Source organism: Aliivibrio sp. S10_S31 (assembly GCF_014694495.1).
In the GTDB taxonomy this organism is placed as follows: Bacteria; Pseudomonadota; Gammaproteobacteria; order Enterobacterales; family Vibrionaceae; genus Aliivibrio; species Aliivibrio fischeri.
This window is the reverse complement of sequence record NZ_JAAUWR010000008.1, coordinates 114444-139573: the sequence shown is the minus strand read 5'-3', so window position 1 is coordinate 139573 and position 25130 is coordinate 114444. Positions and strand designations below refer to the sequence as shown.

Genomic DNA, 25130 nt, shown 5'->3' with positions numbered 1-25130 from the left:
TATGCTTCGTATTTTTATATTTTTTATAACGCTCGGATTTGGTTCGCTTGCATTTGCCGAAGAAGCACAATCCATCGACAACTTACAGCAGTTCGCCAGTCTAATTCGTTGGAGCGGTGTTGCTTTCTCATTTGTTATTGTCTTTGTTGCTTGGTTACTGTTGCGCTTTACCCAATCCATTGTAGATGGAATAAGTAGTCAATTTGCTCAACGTCGAATGTTGATGCAAAAACTGCAATCTTTCTTTCAATTCTTCATTTATATGTCAACGGGTATGGCTGTTTTCATGCTTAGCTTCCGCGTTGATGAACGAGTATTAGCACTGATTGGTGGTACGATTGCTGTCTCTGTTGGTTTTGCACTGAAAGACTTAACGGCATCATTCATCGCTGGGTTAACGGTAATGATTGATCGCCCTTTCCAAGTAGGTGATCGTGTAACATTTGAAGGAAATTATGGGGATATTATCGCTATCGGTTTACGTTCTGTTCGAATGCAAACTCTAAACGATGACATTATTACTATCCCTAACAACAAATTCTTAAATGAAGTTGCCGTAAGTGGTAACTATGGTGCGTTAGATATGCAAGTTGTCATTCCATTTTATATTGGTATGGACCAAGACATTAATACCGCAAGAGATATTATTCAAGAAGCAGCCTCTTCTAGTCGTTATATCCACTTACCTAAGCCTGTGGTTGTGTTAGTGAAACAAACCATTACAGATAATTATTTAGCCATTCAATTAACTTGTAAGGCTTATGTGGTAGACATTAATTTTGAAAAGCTGTTCGAAACGGATATCACCTTGCGTGTTATGCAAGAATTCAGAAAATCAGACATATTCCCACCAGCCATTGCCGTTCAAAACAAATAGTTCTTCAATCAAAGGTAGCATGATTATTCGTGCTACCTATCTCTTTTCTCTTCTTCGACATTCACTTATCGCTCGCCGTACTGTGCTTTTATTGCTAACATACAAACAATAATATTTTGTTAACTCGTTGGTTATGTAATGAAAATACTTTTAAAATCGTTAGTTATATCTGCTTCATTATGCTCACCTTTTGTTCTAGCTAACAGTGAAGCTCATAGTGACTATCTAAAAGGCACAGCTTACTTAAATCAAGATAACTATAAAGAAGCAATTACTTGGTTAACCAGTGCTGCTAATAATGGTTCTATTGAAGCCCAAAACAAAATTGGAACTATTTATGCAAAAGGGATTGGTACTGAAGCAAACACACAGCTTGCTACCCAGTATTTTTTGAAAGCCGCAGCAAACCAAAGCTCTATGGCTTACTATAACCTTGGAAAAATCTACGAATCTGAAGAAAAGTATTCCACATCTATTGATTGGTATAACAAAGCAATTGAAGAAAACAACAGTAATGCAATGAATAACCTTGCAGACTTATATCTTCATGGAAAAGGACTTGTTCAAAATACTCACCAAGCAGAGTTACTGTATATTCAAGCAGCTGAATTAGGTAATGCTACAGCGATGCGTAATCTTGGTTTCTTATACACGAACAATAAAGAAGTTAAACAAGACATGAGCAAAGCGTATTTTTGGTTTAACCTTGCTGCTGAAAAAAACTTCCCAGACGCAGACAAGTACCGTGACTATACCGGGAAAAAGCTAAGTAAAAATAAACGCATTAAAGTTCAAAATGAAGCACTTGAATGGTTAGAACAACATAACAGCTAATTTATAACCATAAGATAAGCAGACAAACAAGGCCACATCAGTGATTCACTGATGTGGCCTTTTGAATTATCGTTTAACGAACTTATTTTCGATTACCTTAGGCAACCATGCGGCATAAACAAATAGGCCAAAAATAACGGTAAAATTACCAATAGTTCTAATTACCAACACATTCAGACTACTCGCTTCAACTTGCGTTAGTAAATAACTCACGCCATATCTCGCAAGCATTACACTCAATACAATGGTTATCAATGTAACTAATTTTACTTTTACATCCGTAATAACTTTAGGTTTAGAACACATAATCGCAGCGACGACACCCCAGCATATTGCTGCAGCATATAGGTAATTAACATACGCCATAACAAACGCGATACCACTAATAACCACACTTAGCAGTAGCCAAAAATGTAACCCCCCAATCACTTTGTATAATAAATCACCATGTTTTTTCTGCATATTTGAGAAATGATAGAAAACCATTCCACCCAAACACAAACCAACAATGGCATCAGAGACAAAATGAACACCGAGCCAAACTCGAGCAATTGATTGTCCTATTATTAGAATAATGAAAATGCATGCGTACCGTTTTAATATTTTTTCTGAGAGTGGTAATCTTTTTAAAATTAAATAAAAAGTACCGTAAATCACAACAGATAACATACTGTGCATACTTGGCATACCAAAACCAACGGCTTCAGTTAATTGCAATTGCGGTATATACACAAAAGGACGAGGTAAACCTAAACCTTGCTTTGCCAACCCTGTCAAAACTATCGATAAAATAATGCCAAACAATAAGGTTAAAGCCGAATTTCGACCAAAATAAACCAACGCTATAATAACGAAAAAGTAGAAGAAGCCTTCCTTGCCAGTTTCGTTAATTAAGGTGAATATCGTTTTAACACTCAGCGTGACCACTTGCGGTAATTGATCTATTTTCGCGCGAAGTGACGAGAGTAAATCTAATTCAAACTGATGAACTTTAGGAGCTTGATCTACAAGATTGGTTACCCACAATATTTTATTTTCTGCGCTCGCTGTATCTAAAGACCATTGTTGTAATAACGGTAATTGTCCCGGATAACGATATTTATTTTCTGGGATCTTATAGACTTCACTTAAATAGACAGCTTCAGTTTCTATACCGTAATGAGGAGCAAACCACGAAGGTATACGAAATAAGCCATTAATGGTTTCTAGATCAAACGCAACAATATCGGATTCACTTACACAACGAAATATTGCTGCTGTTTCATCCTCGATAAGCAGTTCTTTAGCCGTAACAACTAATCCCGTTTCTTCCCATACTTCTCTTTCTGCTGCCTCTTGAGGTGTTTCACCTCGATCTTTATCAATGGTTCCACCTGGCAGTGATAATTTTCCCGTGATTAACTCTTCAACTAAAACGACATGACTGCCATCACCAATAACGCATACGGCACCTTTTGGTTGAACAATATTAGCTAATGCGCTGTGCATTGAAAATAGCGATAAAATGAATACAAATATGTTAAATAGTGGCATTTTCATTCTTATATTACCTATTCAATGGCTTACGTAAATAATGAATATGATCATGCAATCCTTGTTTATTATAGAATTCCAATGCCCCTTTATTAAAATCCCACACTTCTACAAAAATTTCTTTTACGCCATAATCTTTTAATTCTTGTTCTATTCGCATCATTAATTGCTCAGCAACACCTTCGCGTCGATATTCTTTTTCAATATATAATTCATCTATGGTTGCCATCATTACTGGTTTACTCACCGTTGAAATTAATTCGCAAAAATGACCAGTAATAAACCCAATAATAACGTCATTCATTTCCGCCACATATACCATGCATTCAGGGTCGTCTAAGTATCGAGCGATACTTTTCTCTTCTTCAATTTCAGAAGCCGTTTTGAATAAATCTGGACATTGTTGGTGATGTTCATCGTGCAATTTATACATCAGTGAATTTAAACAATAGAGATCAATCTCTTTTGCTCGACGGATAACTGGAGCCATGTAAATACCAAATAAGAAATGAGGCGTAATTAGAGCATGTTTACTAAACAAAAAAAAGGCTCGGAATAATCAGAGCCTTGAATCATTGAGGTGCATAGCAATTTTATGAGTTATTTTAGAAACTATGGCTCAATTGAATAGCTGCCAACACCGCATTAGCATGTGTGGTTGCTGTAACCGCTGGTGCAGGAAGTGACTCTTCAATGAACTCATGAACTTCAACATCCTCACCAATTAGATAAGTAAAGCCAAAATCAATGGCTGTATTTGAGCTCCAATTATAAGTAAACCCAGCAGAAAACCACTGACGATCTGAATCAGGAATAGAAATAGATGTTAACTCATCAACAGGAGTTTGGTCGTACATATAACCCGTACGCAAAATCCATTTGTTATTTAGGTAATGAGTAGCGCCGATAGAATAATGGTAAGAATCTTTCCAGTGATACTCTTTAATCGTATCGTATTCAGTTTCGATTGTATCAAATGCAGACCAACCGACCCACTGAATACTATAATGAATCGCCGTTTTATCTGTAATCATATGAAAGCCTGAAAACTCGGCAATATCTGGTAACGGAAGGTATATTTTATCGCTATTTTTACCTGTTAAAGCAGAAGGTGCATAATATACATCACCTTCTGCTTCTATTTCAGGGCTGTATTTATAGCTAAATCCAAAACGATTTTTCTGATCAAATTCATACACCATACCGATATTAGCACCTAAACCAACACCAGTTGCATGAACATCAAGCGCATTTTCTTTTAATACAAGATTACCTACAGGAGCTCCACCAACTGAAGCCCCTACATTAACGTCAATATCTCGGTATAAGTCCCCTACACCATATATAACATCTATTCCACCACCTACACTCAGATGTTCATTAAGACGATAGGCTATGCTCATTCCTAGATTCATACTTTGAACACTGGTTTTCCCACCGAAAATTGGAGCTTCATAATTAGATTTAAACTCAGTTCCTGTACCAAAGTTAGAATATGCAGAAACACCTACAGCCATTTTTTCATTAATCGGATGTATATAATAAAAATTCGGGACAACTGCTGTTGCCGCAATACCATCAACATCATTCATTGAAACTGCTTCATATGAAGTGGACGCTGTAATGTTACCAAAGATAGGTTTATTCACATCAACTTCAGGACGATAATACGTACCATTTTTCACTGTTACATCTGGTTGAACTATGGTCATACCGACAGAGATTGCATCTTTATCAAACATCGTCATCGCCGCCGCATTACGGCTTAATACCGAAGCGTTATCTGCAATTACCGCCTCACCTGCAAATGCTCGACCTAAACCTGTAGCTGAGTGCTCATTTACTTGAAATCCTCCAGCCATAGATGTTGCACTAATAAATAAAGTACTCGTTGCAAGCAGCGTACGCGAAAATGTTGTATTCATAATTGTGTTATATCCACTTTGGACAAATCAAACCGAACTTTATTTAAAAGGAAATGTCTGAAATTTGCTGTGTTATTTTTTTAGGGAAAAAGTGTAACAGCATGTGTATCGTCAGAAATCTGACCAGTGTTTTTTTGACGATTATTTAAAGGAGCTCTGACAATGGTTAATAAATTTGAGAATTTATGTAATCAAGAAAAGAGATATAAATCACTGACTTTGTTATCAAATAGAGCGAATACTCTATTACATCACCTTTTTATTACTTTAGCTTGACTTGCCTAGGCCTCAGGAAGTTACACTACTCCCACTCATTTACTCTATGATTTCATTATGACTTTTTCATTTTCGCCTAAAAACAGAATTTACGAACTCATTGCGCTAGGTTTCTTTTCATTAATGATGATTTGCGTTTTATTATTAACACCAAAACCTGACTTATTTGAACCGTTATCAACAAATGTAAATGCACTACTCAATTTTTTAAGTAACTCTGCCGGAAATCCATTTTTTCTTGTTACTACTTTTGTTCTTTGTCTTATTCCTGTAATTAAACGCCTACCAAGAAAAAAATTGGCATCGCTATATGTGCAATTTGCTTTGTTGCTGGTGTTAAGTTTTGCTCTTAAAACTGGATTAAAATCAGCAACAGAAGTGCCCCGTCCATACAGCTATGCATTAGCAGAAGTAGGATTAGTCGATAATGCAGCCAGTTTTTATCAATTAGAGCCAGCACTTAAAGATGAATTGATTGAACGTATCGCTTCAAAAGTGAGCTCTGCCAGAATCGAACAATGGCACGGTGAAACTAACTATGCGTTTCCATCTGGTCATACGATCTTTGTTGCTATCTGTATTTTGTTTTGGGGTGGTTTTTTACTGAGAAATAATCATTACATCACAGCTGGTATATTACTTACCTGGGGGGTTGGTGTAGGGTTCAGTCGTATTTGGCTTGGAATGCATTGGCCAACGGATTTAATGGCTTCAACTGTTTTAGCTTCATTACTCATATTTTGCGTACCAAATATTAATTTTGAAAATAATCACCAAGTAAGTAATACCGTAAATTAAGCATTTAAATTACATAAGATACTCCATACTTTCTCGCCTGCAGGATGTAATCTTGCTTGATAACGATACGCATAATATTCAATAGGAAGTCGTAGTAATTGATCACCAATTATTGCGACTTTTTTCTGTGCTAACTCTTCTTGAATACTGTAAGCGGGCAACCACGCGATGCCTTGTTTATTCAGGACTAATATCTTCAACATATCAGTCATTGATGACGAAAAAATAGGCGTTAGCGCCACTTTCTCTCTTATAATTTCTACCTGTCTCCCCATATAGGATGTCGAACTATAAGTTAACCATGGTACAGAATGTCCAGATTCAAAATCATAAACAGAGTTACCCTCATCATCACACGCACTTACAGGTAACAGCTCCGTTTTTGCTATAAGTTGCGATTGATAAGGTGGTAAACGTAAAATCTCATCATCAAAAGCCAATAATATGTCGCACGCCCCCTCTCTTAACTCTTTTGTCGCTTCATCTACATCAATGGCTTCAACACTTAAAATCGGTTTATAATCCCCCTCATTAAACCCTTGTTGTATCTTAGGTATTAAGCTTGTAGCCAAAGAGTGTGCCGCTGCGATTTGAACTACATTTCCACCTAATTGAGATAAATCTGATATTTGGCTTATGCCAGCTTCAATCTGATTAACCAAGGTTCTTGCGGTTATTCGGAATAATTTACCACTTGGTGTTAACTCTATCGGCTTACTCTTTCTATCAACTAATTCAGCACCTACGGTATCTTCTAATAGACGAATTCTTCGACTGAATGCAGGCTGAGTGACATTTCTCAATTCCGCGGCTTGTGAGAAATTTTTCACTTTTGCTAGCACTAAAAAATCTTCTAACCATTTACTTTCTACATTCATTTCAACCTCATCCAAGCATTCTATTTGAGATAGTTATCACTATTCCGAAACTGCATTATCACTCCTATTAAAAAAATTTAATGTCGATAAACCCTAAATATTCGCTTTAATTTTCGAGTTATCTGCCTTTTATGTTTAAAAAAAACATCAAAAAAGTAGTTACCGAGATCAAGTTCAACTCTTTTATCATTTAGCTATGCCGATTTGGCATGATGAAACAATTCTTAGCATTTAACAAAACACATACCGACTGACATGATTTATTTAGCTTATCCATCGCAAGATGAATTAAAAAAAAATCAATTACTTAAAATTTAAATAGGATGTTTTATGTCGGTAATAATTGAAATCTCAGTAGTGTTAATTTGCATCTACTGGGGATTAAAAATGGGTGGCCTTGGCGTTGGTTTGGCTGGTGGGTTTGGTCTTGCGGTGTTAACGCTTGGATTAGGTCTTGAACCTAGCGCGCCTGCTATTGATGTTATTCTTATTATTATGTCTGTTGTGACTGCTGCTTCAACCATGCAAGCTGCGGGCGGTATGGAATGGCTAGTTCATCATGCAGGTAACTTAATGCGCCGCCACCCAAAATACATAAATGTATTAGCTCCAATCATTACTTGGTGCATGACGATAATGGCAGGAACAGGGTATACGGTTTTTTCAACTCTTCCAGTTATTTCTGAAGTAGCAAAAGAGATTGGTGAAAGACCATCAAGACCTTTATCTGCCGCAGTTGTAGCTTCACAAGTTGCAATTTCTGGATCTCCTATCTCTGCGGCTATGGCGGCTATGATTTCAATCATGGAACCAGCAGGAGTCAGCTTCTTACAAATTATGGCTATCTGCTTACCAGCTTCTTTCATTGCAGCGATGGTTGCGGCGTTTGTTGCCTCTCGACAAGGCTGTGAATTAAAAGACGATGTGGTGTATCAACAAATCCCAAAAGAAGATAAACAACAAGTTACTTCCATAGCAAAAGAAATTGATCCTAAAGCTAAATATTCTGTTTTTCTTTTTGCATTAGCTACGTGTGCCATTGTTCTTTATGCCGCTATTCCATCGCTACGACCTGCTTTTCCAAGTGGCGATATCATGACGACACGAGACATCATTATTGTCAGTATGTTTGCCGCAGCATGTCTAATGGTGCCTATGTGTAACATTCACCCAGATCGTATTATTAAAACCACGACGTTCCGTTCAGGAATGAGTTCTGTAGCGGTTATTTTAGGTATTGTGACCATGGGCTCAACCGTTGTTAATGCTCACCTTCCTGAGATTAAAGAATTTGCAGGATCTCTACTTAATTCTTACCCAATGTTGCTATCACTTGTTCTTTTTGGAACCTGCACATTATTAATGTCACAAGGTGCAACTACCCCATTAATCGTTCCTTTAGCGCTGAGTTTAAACGTTCCACACTGGGCGATCTTAGCGTCATTCGTTGCAGTAACAGGCGTGTTTGTTCTACCGACATACCCTACCTCTCTTGCGGCTATAGAGTTTGATTCAACAGGCTCAACTCGAATGGGAAAAAACATCTTTGATCATCCATTTATGTTACCGGGTCTAACGGGTGTCATTGTTGCCATTGGCTTTGGTTTCTTACTCGCTCCAGCAGTGCTTTAACACTTACTACAACACGTATTTCATTTAAAGGAGTAAATATTATGAACAAGAAATTAGGTATTTTAGGCGGTATGGGACCTTTAGCAACGGTTGAGTTTATGTTGAAGATCATTAGCCAAACCCCTGCACATAATGACCAAGAACACATTCCTATGGTAGTAAGTAGCGTTCCACAAATCCCTGACAGAACGGCTTTTATTATGGGACATGGGCAAGATCCTTATCCTGAATTAAAGCACAGCTTTGAACAACTTGAGCAATCTGGCGCTGAATGTATTGTTATCCCTTGCAATACCGCTCATTACTGGTATCCACAACTGAGTGCGACTAGCCATGTACATACCATCAGTATCATAGATAGTGTTGTTCAAGAAGCGCAGGCTCGCCGATATAAGACCGTTGGTTTATTAGCAACGACGGCGACAATGAAAGCCAGAATGTATCAACAAAAGCTTAACCAATATAATATTGATGTTATTGAAGCTGATGACACTCAACAACGTGATGTCATGCAGGGTATTTATGAGGTAAAAGCAGGTAATGTAGAAAAAGGAAAAGCGTTAATGCTACCGGTATTTAAATCAATGCTCGTTCAAGGCGCAGAGGCGGTTATCTTAGGCTGTACTGAAATACCTGTTGCTCTGGCCGAGCAAAACCTCAAACAACCACAACAATGTTTAGACTCACTAGAAATCTTAGCCAAGTGTTGCGTTGATTGGTCTTATGAAGAACAAACCGCTTTAGCAAGTTAACGATTTCTTCTTACTGAATTCACCGCCATGATGCAAAAAACGACAAGTAACAATAATGGTAATAACCAAAGTACGTATGTTTTAGCATTTAATGGCGGTTCATATAATACAAAATCACCAAATCGATGCGTCATAAAAGCAATCACTTCTTCTTCACTCTTTCCTGCTTTAATCTGTTGATACACAGTTAATCGTAAATCTTTAGCTATTGGTGAATTAGATTCTATTAAGTTTTGATTTTGACATTGTGGACATCGCAAGCGTTTAGCCAGTTCAATCGCCTGCTTTTGTTGCTCTTGAGAATCAAACTCAAACAATTCAACACTTTCAATCGTCTCTTTATCTGCGGAAACAAATAGACCATTGCTACTATTTGATGAGGCATTGGCTGAAAACACACCCAATAAGCAGAGCAAATACAACAATGATTTAAAAGAATGCTTCATTATTTTTCCTCAAAAAAACCAGCAAATTCACGTTGCCACTTTTCTTCATTCAACGCACCAGTAAATCGATGTAATATTTCACCTTGTTGATTAATTAAAAACGTCGTAGGCGTACCATAAACACCCAAGTCCATCGCTAAAATTCCTTGAGGATCATAAATAACCGACTGATACGGGTTGCCAGTTTGCTCTAATACATGTTTAGCTGCACTTCTATCATCACGATAATCTAAACCTATGATAGGTATTCCTTGGTCTTTTAATTGATGTAAGAATTGATGCTCTGTTTTGCATATCCCACACCACGCTGCCCATACATTAAGTAAGGTGAGTGGTTCATTATAAAAATGAGCTTCTGTTACATGCGTAGAAGCTTCAGTTAGATCTGATAATTTAAAAGCAGGAACCATTTCCCCCACCATTGCCGTAGAGCCTGAGGATTCCTTGGTCTCTAGACCACTTAATAAAACAAAAAAAACCGCAATACACAAAATGATAGCAGTGAGAACTTTAACTATTTGCTTCATGCTGTTTTCTCTTTCTTTTCATCATTGCAACTAAACCACCAATGCACATTAATATCGAACCAAACCAAATCCATCTCACGTACGCTTTATATTGAAGTCGCAACGCAAAACTTCCATCCTTTAGCTTCTCACCCAGTGTAACGTATATATCACCGTGCCAAAACCAGTGCATTGCCGGCTCACTCATATTCATCACTCGTACTTGATAATGTCGACGTTGAGGGTGAATATTCGCTATCTCTTTCCCATTTTCATAAATACGTAAATTCGCTTGCTCTGCAGTATAATTAGAACCAACTAATAGCTCAGTCTCTTTATAATAAATGTCATAATTCGCTAGCTTCGCACTCATTCCAGATTCCATTTTTGCACTGGTTTCAAATGAATGATAACTGTTCATCGCAGCACCAATCATAACCATCGCCACCCCGATATGTGCGATCGCCATACTTAAACTTTTACCCGTGGACAGCTTTCCCCCCCACACACACCCAATAATAACCGCGATAGAGAGAACCCATACGACAAGTGGAATAACATAAATGCGATGGTATTGAAGTTTATAAATTAGTATTCCGCTAATTACAGCGATACTTACTAAGATAATTGTATTTTTTACCGTGGCAACTTCTGTTTTCTTACGCCACCTAACAAAAATAGACAACGCCATCATACCGAGTGCAATAAGCGCCATAGGAACAAAAAGTAAATTAAAATAAGGAGCCCCTACTGATATATTTCCTAATCCTAAAATCTGGAAAATCATAGGATAAAACGTGCCAAGTAATACGGTAATTGTCGCAATAGTAAATAAGCCACAAAGGACTAGGAACATAAAGTCACGGCTGATAAATTGACGAATAGGCTCACTCTGAATCTGTTTACTCTTTAATGAATAAAGACCAAATGAAAATAGCATAGTAATAAACAAAATCAGCAATAATATGATGCCTCTTGTTGGATCTACTGCAAACGCATGAACGGATGTTAATACACCAGAACGAACCACAAAAGTACCCAAAATACTTAAGCAAAATGTAACTAATGCTAAAATAAATGATGTTTTTAACAACAGTTTTTTCTTATGGCTAGCAATTAATGTGTGCAGTAATGCTGTCGAGGTTAACCAAGGCAACAAAGAAGCGTTTTCTACTGGGTCCCAAAACCACCATCCACCCCAACCTAATTCATAATAGGCCCACCATGAGCCAAGACTTATCCCGCCAGTCAATAATGACCATGCTAGCAATGTCCAGTTTCTCGCATAGTCTACCCATTCAGATGGGACTTTTTTCATCATTAATGCAGCGAGTGCAAATGAAAAGGTAGCGGCAAAACCAACATAACCGAGATATAACAATGGGGGATGAAATATCAATCCAATATCTTGCAACATTGGATTCAAATCTCGTCCTTCTAAAGGAGTATTGGCATAAATAATAAAAGGATTAGATGCAAATAAAGTAAATGCTGAAAAGATAACAATTAATCCATTTAATATTAAAAGAACTCGTACTAAATAAGATTGTTCAATGCTATTTCTTTTTAATGTAATTAAACCTGCCCATAAGGTGAGTGTTAATACCCAAAATAGCAATGAACCTTCATGCCCACCCCAAATCGCAGCAATTTTAAAAAATACAGGTAATTCAGAATTAGAATGTTCAGCAATATATCGAATAGAGAAATCATCAATATAAAACCCATAACCTAAAGCGGATATTGATAAAATACAGAAAAGAGTTGTTAATAATGAAAGTGGGAAAATAGATACGGCCCAATTGTCTTCATTTCTAAAAATACCGTAACTAGCTGTCACACAAGCAACAGCAGACAACACCATAGTGGTTATTAACCAAAATTGTCCAATTTCAGCAATCATATTGCTCCATACATTTTTCACATAAAAGCCATGCTTATGCTCATAATTATTGGCATAAGCATGGCATTACCACATTATACGACCGTCATTTGTCCTGCATACAACACAAACGTACGAAGCATTAATACACCAATTAAACTTAATGATGTCACAACAAAAATGAACCCTTTACCGTGAGCCAATTCCTTTGGAGCAAACGCATTCAAAGTTAAAGGGGCGATCATACCTAAACCAATAACGCCAACCCAGAACCATGTTCCCCAAAAACCACCACCAATAGCAGCCCAAGCAGCAGCTTCGCCCTGCCCTCCACTAAAGATTAAACCAGTAAAGAAGGTAACAAGTACGAATAGCTCAAACAGTACAACAGGTCGTTCAAAGTTATGGATCCACTTCACCGAATGGCTATGACTTGGTTCTTTAAAACCTAAAATACCAAACAGTAAACACGCCGCTGCACCAGACGATAAACTTGAGAACAAGAATAGAATCGGCAATACCGGGTTATTTAACATTGGATACGTTTGTAATGCAGACAATAAGAAACCAGTATAAGCCGCAAGCATAATAGCAAGCACTGCCAAAAAGATTTCTAATGCATTTTCAAACTGTTCAATCTTAAGCAAGATTGTATCAATAAAACCAAACTTTCCTTTTAGAAAGCTCATGATATCCTTTCTAAACATTACGCCAAGCCAAGCAAATAGCACAGCCATATACACTTGGAATAGAATAACCCCCATCGACATCACAGATGTTGGGTTAAAGAAAATCATAATTTTCCAAAAAGAGAGTGGTTTGGTTAAGTGGAAAATCAAAATGGTTAAACCTGCAATAATGCCAAATGGCGCTAAAATTGCGGTTGCTTTAATAATGCCGTTATCTGCAGGGTTACCTTCAATCACTTTACGTTTTAAGTAAATAGATATCATAACCGCACCAGCAGACATACCAGCGAAGAAAAGATAGATCGCAATGATCCAATCCCATACTAAAGAGTCGAAATTAAACGCTGCTTCCCATGCACTCATCTTAAATCTCCCCTTTTAAATATGGGATCTTATACAATTTAGGTTTGGTACCTAGATCCACTTTGTCACGGTATACCGGATTCGTATTTAATACGGCATTTATCTCGCTATTTTTGTCATTGAGGTCACCAAAAGTCAGTGCTTTCGTCGGACAAGATTCAACACAAGCTGGTTGCTTACCTTCTGCTAAGTTTGTTTCACGGCAAAAATCACACTTATCTGCCGATTTAGTCACAGGATTAAAGAAACGGACTTGGTACGGACAAGCTGCCAAACAGTAACCACAACCAACACATTTTTCGTCATGAACATCAACAATTCCTGTTGTTTCATCTTTATATGCAGCGCCTGTAGGGCACACCATCACACAAGGAGCATTTTCACAATGTTGACACGACTTACGAGTAAAGCGATATTCAACATCAGGAAACTCACCTTTAGGTTCGCTACGGATGATTTCTAAGCGTGTTACCCCTTCAGGAACACGGTTTACTTCTCGACATGCTTCAGTACAAGCTGTGCAGCCGATACACGCATTTTCATCATGAACCATACCATAACGCTTTGAGCCATCTTCCATGGAATACGCTAAGGTTTTTTTACTGTTTATTAATGATGTTGTCGCTACACCTGTTGTGAAAATAACCGCACCAGAACCAGCTAAAAAATTTCGTCTAGAACAACTCATACTATTCTCCTAGCTTATTTTCTTTCTGATTAAAATCAGCATGGCAGTCAACGCACATTTTGATCTTCGTTGAATGATCAAAAGAAAGCACGGCTTCCTTCTCTCCATGAACGATATGACAAGATGAGCAGGTTAAGTTTTTAGCGTGAACGTCGTGTGTCCAACTATCTTCACGTAATCTATCTGGCGTATGACAATCAGTACATTGGCTATTAGCTTGTAAAATTTCATCGAACGAGAGGGTCACTTTTTCCGTGCCGACTTTTGATTGTGCTGCCGAGTATTTGATGACTTGCGGAGCGCCTTCTCGGTGATCAGGCCCAATTGATTTATGACACTCAACACAATTCACATCACGTTTAAGAATCGCAAATGAATCTTCCCCGTGTGATCCTTTAAGTGTCTCTTTTTCGTCTTTATGACATTGTGTGCACGCATAATCGCGATCTCGAATTAATGTCACTTCATGTCGATTGGATGAGTTAGCCTCTACTAGGGGCGATTCATCTGCAGCAACATTCAGAGACAAACCATAGAGACAAAATGCGAAGGTAAGCTTCAACATTGTGGCTATGGCTAATTTGACTTTGCCCATTTTATATCCTTCCCTTTCCATTCTATTTATCAAATTCATAAATAGTCGGATGAGTAATTGTTGTTAAAGAGCTCGTGCTCTTCTTTGGTATCAATTCTCATTGGATAGTTAGCCACAACGCTTAACAAAGACATTTTATAACTAAATGTGTCAAAATAATACATTTCATGAGCTAGTTGTTACAATTATCTACTCCTTTTGTGATACAGACCCAGATACCTATATCTCCCTGTTATTTAAAGAAAATAAGAATCATTCTTAATAAAGACAATCACAAATAACACTTAAGAGGTATACCTCTTTAATGGTGATATTGATCACTTATGTAACTTGATGTAAATCAACTCTTATATTGATGTAAAAATTAATAACCTCTAATTAGTATACAATTTACCTGTTTCCAATTCTGATTGATGGTCGCTTTCACAACGCTTGGCTAATTAATTAAAAGAATATTGGAGATACAATAGTGAAAAAGCAATGGACCCGTCGTTCAGCCGCTGCAATAGCAATGGTGACTACTTTATTATTAAGTAGCCACAGCTTCGCGGCCTCTGAAAACAGTGAACGAGTTGACCCTCGTAATGAAGCCTACGCAAAAGATCATGCCGATCAATATGATTCATGGCGATCTACCTCTGATAGTGTGCAAATCGAAGATGCATTAGCTGAAGATCCAAATATGGTTATCTTATGGGCTGGCTACGGTTTTGCAAAAGACTACAACAAAGCTCGTGGACACTTTTATGCTGTCGATGATGTAAGACAAACCCTACGTACCGGTGGCCCAACCGATGAAAATTCAGGCCCAATGCCAATGGCATGTTGGAGCTGTAAAAGCCCAGATGTTGGTCGAGTTATCGAAGAACAAGGCGAAGATGGTTATTTCTCAGGAAAATGGGCTCGCTTAGGCAGTGAAATCCAGAATCCGATTGGCTGTGCAGATTGTCATGATACTCGTAGCGATGAGTTTAAAAATGGTGGCCCTGCACTTGCCTTAACTAAACCTCACGTTGAACGTGCAATGGATGCCATTGGCAAACCTTTTGGTGACCAATCTCGCCTTGACCAACAAGCAGCGGTATGTGGTCAATGTCACGTAGAATACTACTTCACAGGTAAAACTAAAGCCGTGAAATTCCCTTGGGATAAAGGCACGACCGTTGACGAAATGGAAGAATACTATGATGAGATCGGTTTTAAAGACTGGACTCACAAAGTATCTAAAGCACCTATGTTAAAAGCACAACACCCAGGTTATGAAACATGGCGTGATGGCATTCATGGCAAAAACAAAGTGACGTGTGTTGACTGTCATATGCCTAAAGTAACCAAAGAAGATGGCACTGTGTACACGGACCATAAAGTAGGCAATCCGTTTGATCGCTTCGAAGATACCTGTGCAAATTGTCACACGCAATCTAAAGAAATGCTACAAGGCGTTGTTGCTACTCGTAAAGCTCAAGTACTTAAAATGAAGCTCACTGCGGAACGTCAAATCGTTGCTGCTCACTTTGAAGCTGGTGCAGCATGGGATGCAGGTGCAACTGAAAAAGAAATGGCACCAATCCTACAAGACATTCGTCATGCACAATGGCGCTGGGACTATGCGATTGCTTCACATGGTGTTCATATGCACGCGCCTGAAGTTGCTTTAGAAGTGCTAGGCACCGCTGTCGATAAAGCAGCAGATGCACGAACTAAACTTGTACGCTTACTTGCGAAGAAAGGCATTACAGAGCCAGTTGCTATTCCTGATATTTCAACGAAAGCTGCAGCACAAAAAGCATTAGGAATGGATATGGAAGCGATGAAAGCTGAGAAGAAACACTTCTTAGAAACCGTTGTTCCAGAGTGGGAAGAACAAGCAAAAGAACGTGAAGCTCGAGATTACGATCCAATGTAATTACTACTAGCCTAAACAAGTAGTAGTCATAAATAAAAAGCCGACAGTTAAGTCGGCTTTTTTATATTTCTTATTTATTAGTACAGCTTATATTGTTTAATTACGGCGTACATGCATCAACTGCTTGGCTTCATTAATTGAGTTAATAATTGTAACTCGATCTACATCAACTCGCTCAGAGTCTAAAATTTTCTGCCACGTATTAATGGCCTTCTGATAACGGAAAGTAACAAAATGATCAGAAGCAATTAATGTTAAAGCAGCTTGATTATATTCATCAAGAGCTAACGCCTTCTTAAGTAACTCTTCTACTTCATCATTCATAATCTGAGAATGTAAATAATACTGAGTCGTCGCTTTCGCTGCGTATTGATTGGCTGTTGGCTCTTCTGTTAAACGAATTGCGTATCCAAAACAGATATTCGCATTGTTTAATTCACCATTAAGTAGATAACCCTGCCCAATTTCAAACCACAATTTAGCGTCATTTGGGTTCTGTTTCAGTTGATCCTCTAAATAGCGCATCTTATCTTCATAAGAGAGAGGACCTAGCGGCTCTGTAATTAACTCATTTTGTACTGCGAATTTTTCTGGTCTTAATCCTGAAGAAAAGACCACAATCACACTGACTACAACAACAAATATCATCCATACAGGATTTAAAGAAGCGGCATTTCCACGGCTATAAAACCACCATAATACTGCCCCAATAAGAACAAAACTTAGTAACATCGTTATAATCATACTGAGTATCCAAATAAAAAATCGGCCAGATCGTAATTGAAATCATCATTTTTCGCAATGATCGCCATCATAGATGTCCTTTCTCCAAACATAAAAAAAGCTTCTTGATCACAGAAGCTTTAAATTATTTCGCAATAAATAACACTGGCATTAATTTGGCGGCATTAATTTAATACCAAGACCAATTCGAGTTTGATCATGATTATAATCAATTAAGGTTTCCCCATACCCTTTCCATGCTTGAACATATAAACCAACAAATTGATTAACATTTAATGTGTAGCCAAGCTCTGCACCACCTTTATCCGTTTCAAAATTATAATGGAAACGAGTACTAAGTGTACCAATATCATTGCCAACAGACGCCCAAACATCGTAATTTCCTAAATAATCCGTTATATCCGCATTATTTTCTTCATCAGCAATGACATACCAAGCTCTAACGCCGTATTGTACAGGGCCATCAATTCGTTCTAATGCGCCATAAATGCGATCCCAACTACGAGATAAACTTGCTGTTTGACCATTAGATTCATGCATATAACCAAGTTCAGCATTGTTAAAAATCAACATATTTGACTGATGCATCAAGAAAAATTGTGGTTTATAGTTAGTTTCTCTAAAAGGGGATGAAATATCGCTATTACCTAACTGCCATAATGACTTTTGTGTATAAGCAAACATGATCGAAGAACTTTGACTAACTGGAAACAAAGGCACTGCAAATGAAAATTTAAACTTCACTTCGACATCATGAAGACCATCAGCATCTTCAAAACCACCATCAATGTAAGTTTGTTTATTCAAATCACTAATATAAGAACCTAAAATATAGCTATCTTCATAGGCGTGTATACGATTTAACTCTTTTGCGAACGATAAAGAGGGTATTACCAATGCAATTAATAGCATCCATTTTTTCATAGTCGACCTTTTGTCATTAACTTGCCTTTCTTAACCTTAATGCAAAAACCATACCTAATAATAAAGCGTTTTATCTATACATTCATAATGTTAATACTATTTGATATCGACTGTTCGACTTGCTTTCTTATATTGTAATTTCCATCCTGCCCAGCTTGGTAGTTCCCAACGCTTAACATCACCTTTACGTTGTCCTTTATGATAATGCAGTAAAATGCGCTTACTTAGCGGAAAATATTCAACAGACAATACAATATCTGGTAGCACAACTTTTTGAGGATAGGTATCTAGAAAATCTTGAAGCTCCCACTCAGGGATACCATGAAAGACAAAATCCGTTTCATCAAATAACTCCATCTCATCAACAGAGATTACTCCAAGGCTTTCTAATTGCTCTTTAAACCAAATCTCAAATGAAATTGGAGAACATGTTTTATTGTTTAACTGACAATAAAGTTTCCAAGCGGCAATTTCTTTCTCTCTTGTCTCTTTTAATTGAGGCATAAGCAAACCGCTACAGACTTGGTTGACGATCACTGCGATATTATCGGTATTCTCAGGAGCGGCAAATTCCGTTTTCAATTTTCGATTTGCATAAAAGTATTCGTGCATTATTTTAAATTCACCATCCTGATTTACGACCTCGCCCGTTCTACATTCAGCTAATCCAGAATTTAAAACTAACGATAAATCAATCGGTGCCAGTGCAGTTGCAATAGTTAATGTCTGCTTCGAGCCTCTTCCAGGTAAAGAAAACTGATCAAAAACCAGTGCAGCTTCATACGATGATGGAAAACAGCTATGACGTCCTAACAAGACCTCTTGTTTACCATTACCCAATGCTTCTTTTCTTTTTTCTCTTCTTACAAAGACGAGTTCAGGTAACTTTTCTACCAATTGTTGTAACACTTCATCACGTTTAATACGGCTACTAACCTCTAAATCAGGTAGACCGAGTTCATGTCTAATTTGCTTTGATAGCTGGCGAGCTTCAAACTGCAGTTCTTTATCAACGATCACTCCATCACAAGAGTAATCACGAATAATAGAAACTAATGTAATTAGATCACAACCTTTAGGGTTCCAACGATTAAAATCTTCTAATGCATCTTGATTTCTAGACATTGAATAAAGCTTGTTTGATACGGATAAAGCAGAAACTAAATCTACAATGGTTTCTTTCTCCGCACGACCAACCATCACCGAAAGCATATGTGAAAATAACGTATCAATCGGTAAAGGAAAAAGTCGGCGACCATAATCGGTTATCTCACCTTGCCCATTAAGCGCTTTCATCGCTTGAAGTTTCAATTCAGCATTACTCAGAGATTTCGTCGGTAACATTTCCAAAAACGGTAAATTACGCAGAATAGAACCACAGCTTGCTGCCGCCAACATAGGTTCTACTAACTCTTCTCGTTGTAATTCTGGTGGGGTTGTTTTTTCTAATGGCGCAAATTCACCATACATATGAATAGCCGTACCCGCTTGTGTTCTCCCTGCACGACCAGAGCGTTGGGAAACACTTGCTTTAGAAATCGCTTGTAATGATAACGTTGTCCGACCATTTCGTTGATGAGTTCTTCGCTCTAATCCAGAATCAATAACAACTGTAATATTGGGAATAGTCAGAGACGTTTCAGCCACGTTCGTTGAAAATACAAATCGTTGCTGATCTGAAGTACTCAATACTTGTTGTCGAATATCATCACTCACTCCTGCATACAAAGGAAGAATAAGAACATCTTGAAATTTTGTTTGTACTGCTTGAATACAGTGCTGAATTTCTTTTTTACCTGGCAAGAAAATTAATATATCACCATGCTCATTTTGAGCACTTAAATCCATTAATATATTTAATATACGTACCTCTAAATCTTTATTTGAAGGCATGCCTTGAGAATGTGTAGATATATAACGATGAGTTACTGGATACTGACGACCTTTTGATTGTAATACATCAGCATCAATATATTGAGCTAATGAAGTACTATCCATAGTAGCGGATGTTAGAATAAGGCGGTGTTGTTGATGTAACTTTAATAATGATAGTAATAGATCACTATCCCAGCGACGTTCATGAAACTCATCAATAATGATGAAGCGAAAATTAACTAATCTATCTTCCATGAACCATTTTAATGCAATACCTGGAGTTACAAATACCACTTTACTTTTATCTGTGTATTGAGCATCTAGCTTAATGGCATACCCAATATCATCTCCCACAACCTGTTCTCTTTGATCAGATAAATAGTCAGCTAAAGCAGTACAAGCTATACGGCGCGGTTCAACAACTAATACTCTCCCATGTTCAGCCCCCCATAGAGGTAAGTGAGTGGATTTTCCAGAACCGGTTTCAGATTCAACCACTAAATTTTTATGGTTAACTAAAGATGAAAACTCATCGTATAAGGCATTAATTGGTAATAAAGACATATAAACCGATAGATAATAGAATATTTCACTACTTTAGCGGATTTGATTGATAAAAACATGACTCTATTCGCACTTTATTTTCAATCACGCTTTGATATTTGCTTAAAGTAGGCATAGGATCTGTGGTTCATTCTCGATTTGAAGAAGCCTAACGATGATTAACAATAAACGTCCCCTATATATCCCTTATGCAGGTCCTGCACTTCTAAGTACTCCTCTACTCAATAAAGGTAGCGCATTCAGTACTACAGAGCGTAAATATTTTAACTTAGAAGGTTTGCTTCCTGAGGCTATTGAGAGTATTGAAGAACAAACAGGCCGTGCTTATAAGCAATATCAGAGCTTTGAAAATGATATGGATAAGCACATTTACCTGCGCAATATTCAAGATACAAACGAAACACTTTTCTACCGTTTAGTACAAAACCACATTAGTGAAATGATGCCTATCATTTATACGCCAACGGTAGGCGCTGCTTGTGAGAACTTCTCAAACATTTACCGTCGTGGTCGTGGTTTGTTTATCTCTTATGAAAACAAAAACCGCATCGATGATTTATTAAATAACGCGGCTAACCAAAACGTAAAAGTAATCGTAGTTACTGATGGTGAACGTATTCTTGGTCTTGGTGATCAGGGGATTGGCGGCATGGGGATCCCTATCGGGAAGCTTGCATTATATACAGCATGTGGTGGTATCAGTCCTGCTCATACATTACCTATCGTTCTTGATGTAGGCACAAATAACCCGCAACGCCTTGCTGATCCTATGTACATGGGCTGGCGTCATCCTCGTATTACTGGTGATGAGTACGCGGATTTTGTTGAAGACTTCATTCAAGCAGTTCAACGCCGTTGGCCTGAAGCGCTTGTTCAGTTTGAAGATTTTGCACAAAAAAATGCAATGCCTCTTCTTGAGCGCTACAAAAATCGCATTTGTTGTTTTAATGATGATATTCAAGGTACTGCAGCGGTTACTGTTGGTTCATTACTTGCTGCTTGTAAAGCTGCAGGCAGCTCTCTATCAGAACAACGTGTAACATTCCTAGGAGCTGGCTCGGCTGGCTGTGGCATTGCTGAAGCAATCATTGCACAAATGGTCTCTGAAGGCATTTCAGATGCTCAAGCACGCTCGCAAGTATATATGGTTGACCGTTGGGGTCTACTGCAAGAAGGAATGCCTAATCTATTAGATTTCCAACAACGTCTTGTACAAAAAGCTGAAAATACAAAAGATTGGGTTTCTGAGGAACCTAACTTCTCACTTGTCGATGTTATGCGTAATGCAAAACCAACCGTATTAATCGGCGTATCTGGTGCTCCTGGCTTATTTAGTAAAGAAGTGATCCAAGAGATGCATAAACATTGTGAACGTCCGATTGTTTTCCCTCTATCAAATCCGACAAGCCGTGTTGAAGCAACTCCAAACGATATTATCCGTTGGACTAATGGTCAAGCGCTAGTCGCAACGGGAAGCCCGTTTGATCCTGTATCACACAATGGTCAGACTTATCCAATTGCTCAATGTAACAATAGCTTTATTTTCCCAGGTATTGGTTTAGGCGTACTTGCAATTAAAGCAACTCGCGTTACCGATGAAATGCTGATGGAATCAAGCCGTGCTCTTGCTGAATGTTCACCACTTGCAATTAACGGTACTGGCGCATTACTTCCACCACTGGAAGAAATTCACAGCGTATCGAAACGAATCGCATTTGCTGTAGCTAAAAAAGCTATTGAACAAGGCCACGCACTTGAAATTACAGATGAAGCCCTTCATCAAAAAATTGAAAGCTACTTCTGGAAACCAGTTTACCGCCGTTATAAACGAACAGCATTCTAATAAGTAACTGATTTCACTATAAACCAGAGTAATTATTACTCTGGTTTTTTTTCAACTTTTACTGAGCTTAGCCGATATATTTATTATGAATAAATAATCGTGTATACCTTATGAACCAAATACTTTCTTTTTTTAATACCTTAGGCAGTTACCTTACTCCCTATTTATCTGATATCTCAGTAGCTATGATTGCTTGTGCACTCGTGATGCTTGGCGGCGATATTAACCGTGCCCTAAGGGCTTTTTTAGCAGGAAAACATTTTTTAATTCGTACTTGTGCTTTTATTGGCATTAACGCTTTTGGCTATGGATTATTGATTGTAAAAGCTTCTCCATTTCTCACATCTGCTTTGCGTTCTATACAACCTGCTTTTATGCTTGCTATTGTTTTTTCGACCTTTATTATTATCGGTATATGGGCACAAAAAAATCGTCAAGTATGATCATGATTCATTAAAGTTGAGGGATAATGGTAGTTTTAAAAATAGAGACATTTAAGAAATGGATAAAAATAGTATTGGTAGTGGCTATCATTGCTACATCGGCTATTTTGGCTCCAGATATCTATATGTCACTATCGACTCAATCGCAACTTTATAAGCAAGTTAAGGCTCTACCAGAGCAAGAAACGGCTCTGGTTCTTGGTACAAGTAAGTACATTCGTCGTACACTAAACCCTTATTATCAATACCGTATAGACGCGGCAATCGAATTATTTAAACAGAATAAAGTATCTCATTTTTTACTCAGTGGCGATAATGCCCATCGTTCATATAATGAACCGTGGACAATGAAGCGTGATCTATTAAAAGCAGGAATACCTGAAGATAGAATAACATTAGACTATGCAGGGTTTCGTACTCTAGATTCAGTTCAGCGAGCAAAAGAAATTTTTGATGCAAACAGCTTGACGATAGTTTCACAACAATTTCACTGCCAACGAGCTGTTTTCATTGCGAATCATTTTGATATGGACACGGTTTGTTTAGTGGTTCCATCCCCTTCAGGATGGGCGAATACAAAAATTAGGTTTAGAGAAGTATTAGCAAGAACCAAAGCCGTATTAGATTTGTATATTTTTAATGTACAACCTAAATTCCTTGGACCTAAAGAGCCAATTGACCACAGATCCCTTCCTAAAGAATAATTATCCAGAACCCATTAGATATAAAAAACCCTAGCCTCATTAGCTAGGGTTTTTATTTAATTCATATAATGTATATTTGAAATTGGCTTAACAATATTAGAACTGGCTTTTACATTATTTCGCCCTGCATTTTTTGCTTTAAATAAAGCATCATCAGCACGTGCAATAACTTCAGTAATCCGCTCATCTTTCATTTCAGCAACACCAAGACTGCAGGTTAAGCGTTCATTGTGACACCATAAATGATGCTCTACAGTACGACGTATATGTTCCGCTTTTTCTTCTGCCTGTTGAAGATCATTATTTGGAGAAAATACGATAAACTCTTCCCCTCCCCAACGAACCAAAAAATCAGTACTTTTAATTGCTCCAGTAATAACTAAAACAAACTCTCGTAAAATATCATCACCTGTTTGATGCCCTAAGTCATCATTCACTTTTTTAAAGAAATCAATATCTATATAAATTACAGAAAAAGTCTGTTTACCCCAACGAACTTGTTGTGACATACGCTCTAACCAATCACGAACCGCGTTACGGTTACGAGCACCAGTTAAAGAATCTCGATGAGCTAATTCTGCAAACTCTACATTTTTCTCTTTTAATGTATCATTCAGTTTACGTAAGCGGCTTTCACGGTAAGTACTGGCTTTTAATCGCTTATTCAATGCACGCTGTTCATACAAAACATAAGCAATAATAGCAACAAGCCATGCCCCTAGAATCGTTTTTAATAAGGTTGTTTCTTTAATCCAAACACCTCGTAATTCAATACTGTTTATGGTCATTTCGAAATGACCTTCGTTTACACCTGAAGCTGTTGCTATTTCAATGATTGAAACATTCGAAAACTCAGGAGAAGCATGTTCTACAGCAACTTTATAATCTGCAATCCACCAAGTTAGCACTTGAAAATCTGATAAGCTAATTTCTTTAGGACCGGTATTAAAACCTGGTTCATACTCAATCCCATTAAATTTCAACGATGCAGCGTCATTACGTTTAGTGTATGCAGGATTACTATTACGTAAATAAACACGTAAACGCCCATTTGGATCCGAGTTTTTATAATCAATATCTAAAACAAGCTTTGAATAATCGGAAAGATCAATCCCTTCAAACATACTGTCTGATAAATGAATTGCAGCTTCGCAGTATGGCCAAGCATAATTACCTTGTTTAAGATCGCACTTAATCGTCGGTTTATTATTGGTTTGAACTAAAACGGAATCACTAATACCACCAACTTTTCGGTCATCTGTTGCAAAATATTGATATTTTTCGGGGCTGATGGTTAATGTTTTCGAGTCACCATCAAAGTGATACCAGACAAGAATGCCAATCGACAGTATCAACATCACCACTGCAATTTTTAGAAAAATTCTCATAGTAATCCTTTACGCAAACTCTTAATTATTTTGATCTTCATTCCAAAAAAAATAATACCCCACTT

Annotated in this window: 23 protein-coding genes; 9 read left to right on the top strand and 14 right to left on the bottom strand. The window is 37.7% G+C overall.

All coding sequences use genetic code 11. The annotated features are described in order from the left end of the window. Window position 1 precedes the first annotated feature (1 nt). A complete protein-coding gene (locus HC728_RS09225; protein ID WP_190395341.1) occupies window positions 2-877 on the top strand; it encodes a mechanosensitive ion channel family protein in 876 nt (291 codons plus the stop codon). A gap of 138 nt (window positions 878-1015) precedes the next feature. Then, the gene (locus HC728_RS09220) at window positions 1016-1711 is read left to right on the top strand and encodes a tetratricopeptide repeat protein (RefSeq protein ID WP_012534266.1); all 696 of its coding nucleotides are present in this window, start codon (window positions 1016-1018) and stop codon (window positions 1709-1711) included. A 66-nt stretch (window positions 1712-1777) separates the two neighbouring features. Here HC728_RS09220 and HC728_RS09215 read toward each other — a convergent pair whose 3' ends face one another. The 3 genes from HC728_RS09215 to HC728_RS09205 form a co-directional block, all read right to left on the bottom strand. Next, complete coding sequence (locus HC728_RS09215) at window positions 1778-3250, bottom strand: phosphatase PAP2 family protein (protein WP_017018543.1); 1473 nt, start codon at window positions 3248-3250, stop codon at window positions 1778-1780. Between the two features lie 7 nt (window positions 3251-3257). Further along, window positions 3258-3734: a GNAT family N-acetyltransferase gene (locus HC728_RS09210; RefSeq protein ID WP_012533274.1), complete on the bottom strand. Its 477-nt coding sequence runs from the start codon at window positions 3732-3734 to the stop codon at window positions 3258-3260. 115 nt (window positions 3735-3849) lie between these two features. Next, window positions 3850-5169, bottom strand: coding sequence for an outer membrane protein transport protein (locus HC728_RS09205; RefSeq protein ID WP_190395340.1), 1320 nt, complete (start codon window positions 5167-5169; stop codon window positions 3850-3852). A 399-nt stretch (window positions 5170-5568) separates the two neighbouring features. On the opposite strand from HC728_RS09205, the gene HC728_RS09200 reads away from it, so the two are divergent. Beyond that, window positions 5569-6243 (top strand): phosphatase PAP2 family protein, encoded by a 675-nt coding sequence (locus HC728_RS09200; protein ID WP_081300320.1) that lies wholly within the window; start codon window positions 5569-5571, stop codon window positions 6241-6243. Here the strand turns inward: HC728_RS09200 and HC728_RS09195 are convergent. Continuing rightward, window positions 6240-7121 carry a LysR substrate-binding domain-containing protein gene (locus HC728_RS09195; RefSeq protein WP_017018540.1) on the bottom strand — a complete coding sequence of 294 codons (882 nt, stop codon included), beginning with the start codon at window positions 7119-7121 and terminating at the stop codon, window positions 6240-6242. The genes HC728_RS09200 and HC728_RS09195 overlap by 4 nt on opposite strands. 330 nt (window positions 7122-7451) lie before the next feature. Between HC728_RS09195 and HC728_RS09190 the strand changes: the two genes are divergently transcribed. Further along, window positions 7452-8753: an anaerobic C4-dicarboxylate transporter gene (locus tag HC728_RS09190; RefSeq protein ID WP_190395339.1), complete on the top strand. Its 1302-nt coding sequence runs from the start codon at window positions 7452-7454 to the stop codon at window positions 8751-8753. A gap of 41 nt (window positions 8754-8794) precedes the next feature. Then, complete coding sequence (locus HC728_RS09185) at window positions 8795-9505, top strand: aspartate/glutamate racemase family protein (protein WP_065622437.1); 711 nt, start codon at window positions 8795-8797, stop codon at window positions 9503-9505. Here the strand turns inward: HC728_RS09185 and nrfF are convergent. From nrfF to nrfB, 6 genes are all read right to left on the bottom strand, one after another. Next, window positions 9502-9951, bottom strand: a complete 450-nt coding sequence (nrfF, locus tag HC728_RS09180) for a heme lyase NrfEFG subunit NrfF (RefSeq protein WP_065622438.1) — start codon at window positions 9949-9951, stop codon at window positions 9502-9504. The two genes, HC728_RS09185 and nrfF, sit on opposite strands and share 4 nt — an antisense overlap. Beyond that, window positions 9951-10478, bottom strand: a complete 528-nt coding sequence (locus HC728_RS09175) for a DsbE family thiol:disulfide interchange protein (protein WP_012533487.1) — start codon at window positions 10476-10478, stop codon at window positions 9951-9953. Before HC728_RS09175 ends, nrfF begins: the two co-directional genes overlap by 1 nt. Then, window positions 10462-12360 (bottom strand): heme lyase CcmF/NrfE family subunit, encoded by a 1899-nt coding sequence (locus HC728_RS09170; RefSeq protein ID WP_190395338.1) that lies wholly within the window; start codon window positions 12358-12360, stop codon window positions 10462-10464. The genes HC728_RS09175 and HC728_RS09170 overlap by 17 nt, the downstream gene beginning before the upstream one ends. Before the next feature lie 74 nt (window positions 12361-12434). Next, a complete protein-coding gene (gene nrfD, locus HC728_RS09165; protein ID WP_190395337.1) occupies window positions 12435-13391 on the bottom strand; it encodes a cytochrome c nitrite reductase subunit NrfD in 957 nt (318 codons plus the stop codon). 1 nt (window position 13392) lies between these two features. Next, window positions 13393-14079 carry a cytochrome c nitrite reductase Fe-S protein gene (gene nrfC, locus HC728_RS09160; RefSeq protein WP_190395336.1) on the bottom strand — a complete coding sequence of 229 codons (687 nt, stop codon included), beginning with the start codon at window positions 14077-14079 and terminating at the stop codon, window positions 13393-13395. A 1-nt stretch (window position 14080) separates the two neighbouring features. Beyond that, a complete protein-coding gene (gene nrfB / locus HC728_RS09155; RefSeq protein WP_065624390.1) occupies window positions 14081-14674 on the bottom strand; it encodes a cytochrome c nitrite reductase pentaheme subunit in 594 nt (197 codons plus the stop codon). A gap of 469 nt (window positions 14675-15143) precedes the next feature. On the opposite strand from nrfB, the gene nrfA reads away from it, so the two are divergent. Further along, a complete protein-coding gene (gene nrfA / locus HC728_RS09150) occupies window positions 15144-16580 on the top strand; it encodes an ammonia-forming nitrite reductase cytochrome c552 subunit (protein ID WP_190395335.1) in 1437 nt (478 codons plus the stop codon). 96 nt (window positions 16581-16676) lie between these two features. On the opposite strand, the gene HC728_RS09145 is transcribed toward nrfA, so the two are convergent. The 3 genes from HC728_RS09145 to HC728_RS09135 all read right to left on the bottom strand — a co-directional run bounded on the left by HC728_RS09145 (window position 16677) and on the right by HC728_RS09135 (window position 20687). After that, window positions 16677-17324, bottom strand: coding sequence for a heme lyase (locus HC728_RS09145; protein WP_054775996.1), 648 nt, complete (start codon window positions 17322-17324; stop codon window positions 16677-16679). 150 nt (window positions 17325-17474) lie between these two features. Next, window positions 17475-18248, bottom strand: a complete 774-nt coding sequence (locus HC728_RS09140; RefSeq protein WP_017018530.1) for a phospholipase A — start codon at window positions 18246-18248, stop codon at window positions 17475-17477. A 96-nt stretch (window positions 18249-18344) separates the two neighbouring features. Next, window positions 18345-20687 (bottom strand): helicase-related protein, encoded by a 2343-nt coding sequence (locus tag HC728_RS09135; protein WP_190395334.1) that lies wholly within the window; start codon window positions 20685-20687, stop codon window positions 18345-18347. 154 nt (window positions 20688-20841) lie between these two features. Between HC728_RS09135 and HC728_RS09130 the strand changes: the two genes are divergently transcribed. The 3 genes from HC728_RS09130 to HC728_RS09120 all read left to right on the top strand — a co-directional run bounded on the left by HC728_RS09130 (window position 20842) and on the right by HC728_RS09120 (window position 23677). Continuing rightward, the gene (locus HC728_RS09130; protein ID WP_190395333.1) at window positions 20842-22530 is read left to right on the top strand and encodes an NAD-dependent malic enzyme; all 1689 of its coding nucleotides are present in this window, start codon (window positions 20842-20844) and stop codon (window positions 22528-22530) included. A 110-nt stretch (window positions 22531-22640) separates the two neighbouring features. Beyond that, window positions 22641-22973: a DUF3392 domain-containing protein gene (locus HC728_RS09125; protein WP_011262134.1), complete on the top strand. Its 333-nt coding sequence runs from the start codon at window positions 22641-22643 to the stop codon at window positions 22971-22973. A 26-nt stretch (window positions 22974-22999) separates the two neighbouring features. Next, on the top strand, window positions 23000-23677 hold the full coding sequence (locus HC728_RS09120) for a vancomycin high temperature exclusion protein (protein WP_054775998.1): 678 nt from the start codon (window positions 23000-23002) through the stop codon (window positions 23675-23677). Window positions 23678-23733: 56 nt separating this feature from the next. Here HC728_RS09120 and HC728_RS09115 read toward each other — a convergent pair whose 3' ends face one another. Further along, window positions 23734-25065: a GGDEF domain-containing protein gene (locus tag HC728_RS09115; RefSeq protein WP_190395332.1), complete on the bottom strand. Its 1332-nt coding sequence runs from the start codon at window positions 25063-25065 to the stop codon at window positions 23734-23736. Window positions 25066-25130: the final 65 nt, after the last annotated feature.

What these genes read in the sequence shown, in the direction of transcription:
- HC728_RS09225 (WP_190395341.1), top strand. Translation starts at nt 2, where the DNA reads ATGCTTCGTATTTTTATATTTTTTATAACGCTCGGATTTGGTTCGCTT.
- HC728_RS09220 (WP_012534266.1), top strand. Translation starts at nt 1,016, where the DNA reads ATGAAAATACTTTTAAAATCGTTAGTTATATCTGCTTCATTATGCTCA.
- HC728_RS09215 (WP_017018543.1), bottom strand. Translation starts at nt 3,250, where the DNA reads ATGAAAATGCCACTATTTAACATATTTGTATTCATTTTATCGCTATTT.
- HC728_RS09210 (WP_012533274.1), bottom strand. Translation starts at nt 3,734, where the DNA reads ATGGCTCCAGTTATCCGTCGAGCAAAAGAGATTGATCTCTATTGTTTA.
- HC728_RS09205 (WP_190395340.1), bottom strand. Translation starts at nt 5,169, where the DNA reads ATGAATACAACATTTTCGCGTACGCTGCTTGCAACGAGTACTTTATTT.
- HC728_RS09200 (WP_081300320.1), top strand. Translation starts at nt 5,569, where the DNA reads ATGATGATTTGCGTTTTATTATTAACACCAAAACCTGACTTATTTGAA.
- HC728_RS09195 (WP_017018540.1), bottom strand. Translation starts at nt 7,121, where the DNA reads ATGAATGTAGAAAGTAAATGGTTAGAAGATTTTTTAGTGCTAGCAAAA.
- HC728_RS09190 (WP_190395339.1), top strand. Translation starts at nt 7,452, where the DNA reads ATGTCGGTAATAATTGAAATCTCAGTAGTGTTAATTTGCATCTACTGG.
- HC728_RS09185 (WP_065622437.1), top strand. Translation starts at nt 8,795, where the DNA reads ATGAACAAGAAATTAGGTATTTTAGGCGGTATGGGACCTTTAGCAACG.
- nrfF (WP_065622438.1), bottom strand. Translation starts at nt 9,951, where the DNA reads ATGAAGCATTCTTTTAAATCATTGTTGTATTTGCTCTGCTTATTGGGT.
- HC728_RS09175 (WP_012533487.1), bottom strand. Translation starts at nt 10,478, where the DNA reads ATGAAGCAAATAGTTAAAGTTCTCACTGCTATCATTTTGTGTATTGCG.
- HC728_RS09170 (WP_190395338.1), bottom strand. Translation starts at nt 12,360, where the DNA reads ATGATTGCTGAAATTGGACAATTTTGGTTAATAACCACTATGGTGTTG.
- nrfD (WP_190395337.1), bottom strand. Translation starts at nt 13,391, where the DNA reads ATGAGTGCATGGGAAGCAGCGTTTAATTTCGACTCTTTAGTATGGGAT.
- nrfC (WP_190395336.1), bottom strand. Translation starts at nt 14,079, where the DNA reads ATGAGTTGTTCTAGACGAAATTTTTTAGCTGGTTCTGGTGCGGTTATT.
- nrfB (WP_065624390.1), bottom strand. Translation starts at nt 14,674, where the DNA reads ATGGGCAAAGTCAAATTAGCCATAGCCACAATGTTGAAGCTTACCTTC.
- HC728_RS09145 (WP_054775996.1), bottom strand. Translation starts at nt 17,324, where the DNA reads ATGATTATAACGATGTTACTAAGTTTTGTTCTTATTGGGGCAGTATTA.
- HC728_RS09140 (WP_017018530.1), bottom strand. Translation starts at nt 18,248, where the DNA reads ATGAAAAAATGGATGCTATTAATTGCATTGGTAATACCCTCTTTATCG.
- HC728_RS09135 (WP_190395334.1), bottom strand. Translation starts at nt 20,687, where the DNA reads ATGTCTTTATTACCAATTAATGCCTTATACGATGAGTTTTCATCTTTA.
- HC728_RS09130 (WP_190395333.1), top strand. Translation starts at nt 20,842, where the DNA reads ATGATTAACAATAAACGTCCCCTATATATCCCTTATGCAGGTCCTGCA.
- HC728_RS09125 (WP_011262134.1), top strand. Translation starts at nt 22,641, where the DNA reads ATGAACCAAATACTTTCTTTTTTTAATACCTTAGGCAGTTACCTTACT.
- HC728_RS09120 (WP_054775998.1), top strand. Translation starts at nt 23,000, where the DNA reads ATGGTAGTTTTAAAAATAGAGACATTTAAGAAATGGATAAAAATAGTA.
- HC728_RS09115 (WP_190395332.1), bottom strand. Translation starts at nt 25,065, where the DNA reads ATGAGAATTTTTCTAAAAATTGCAGTGGTGATGTTGATACTGTCGATT.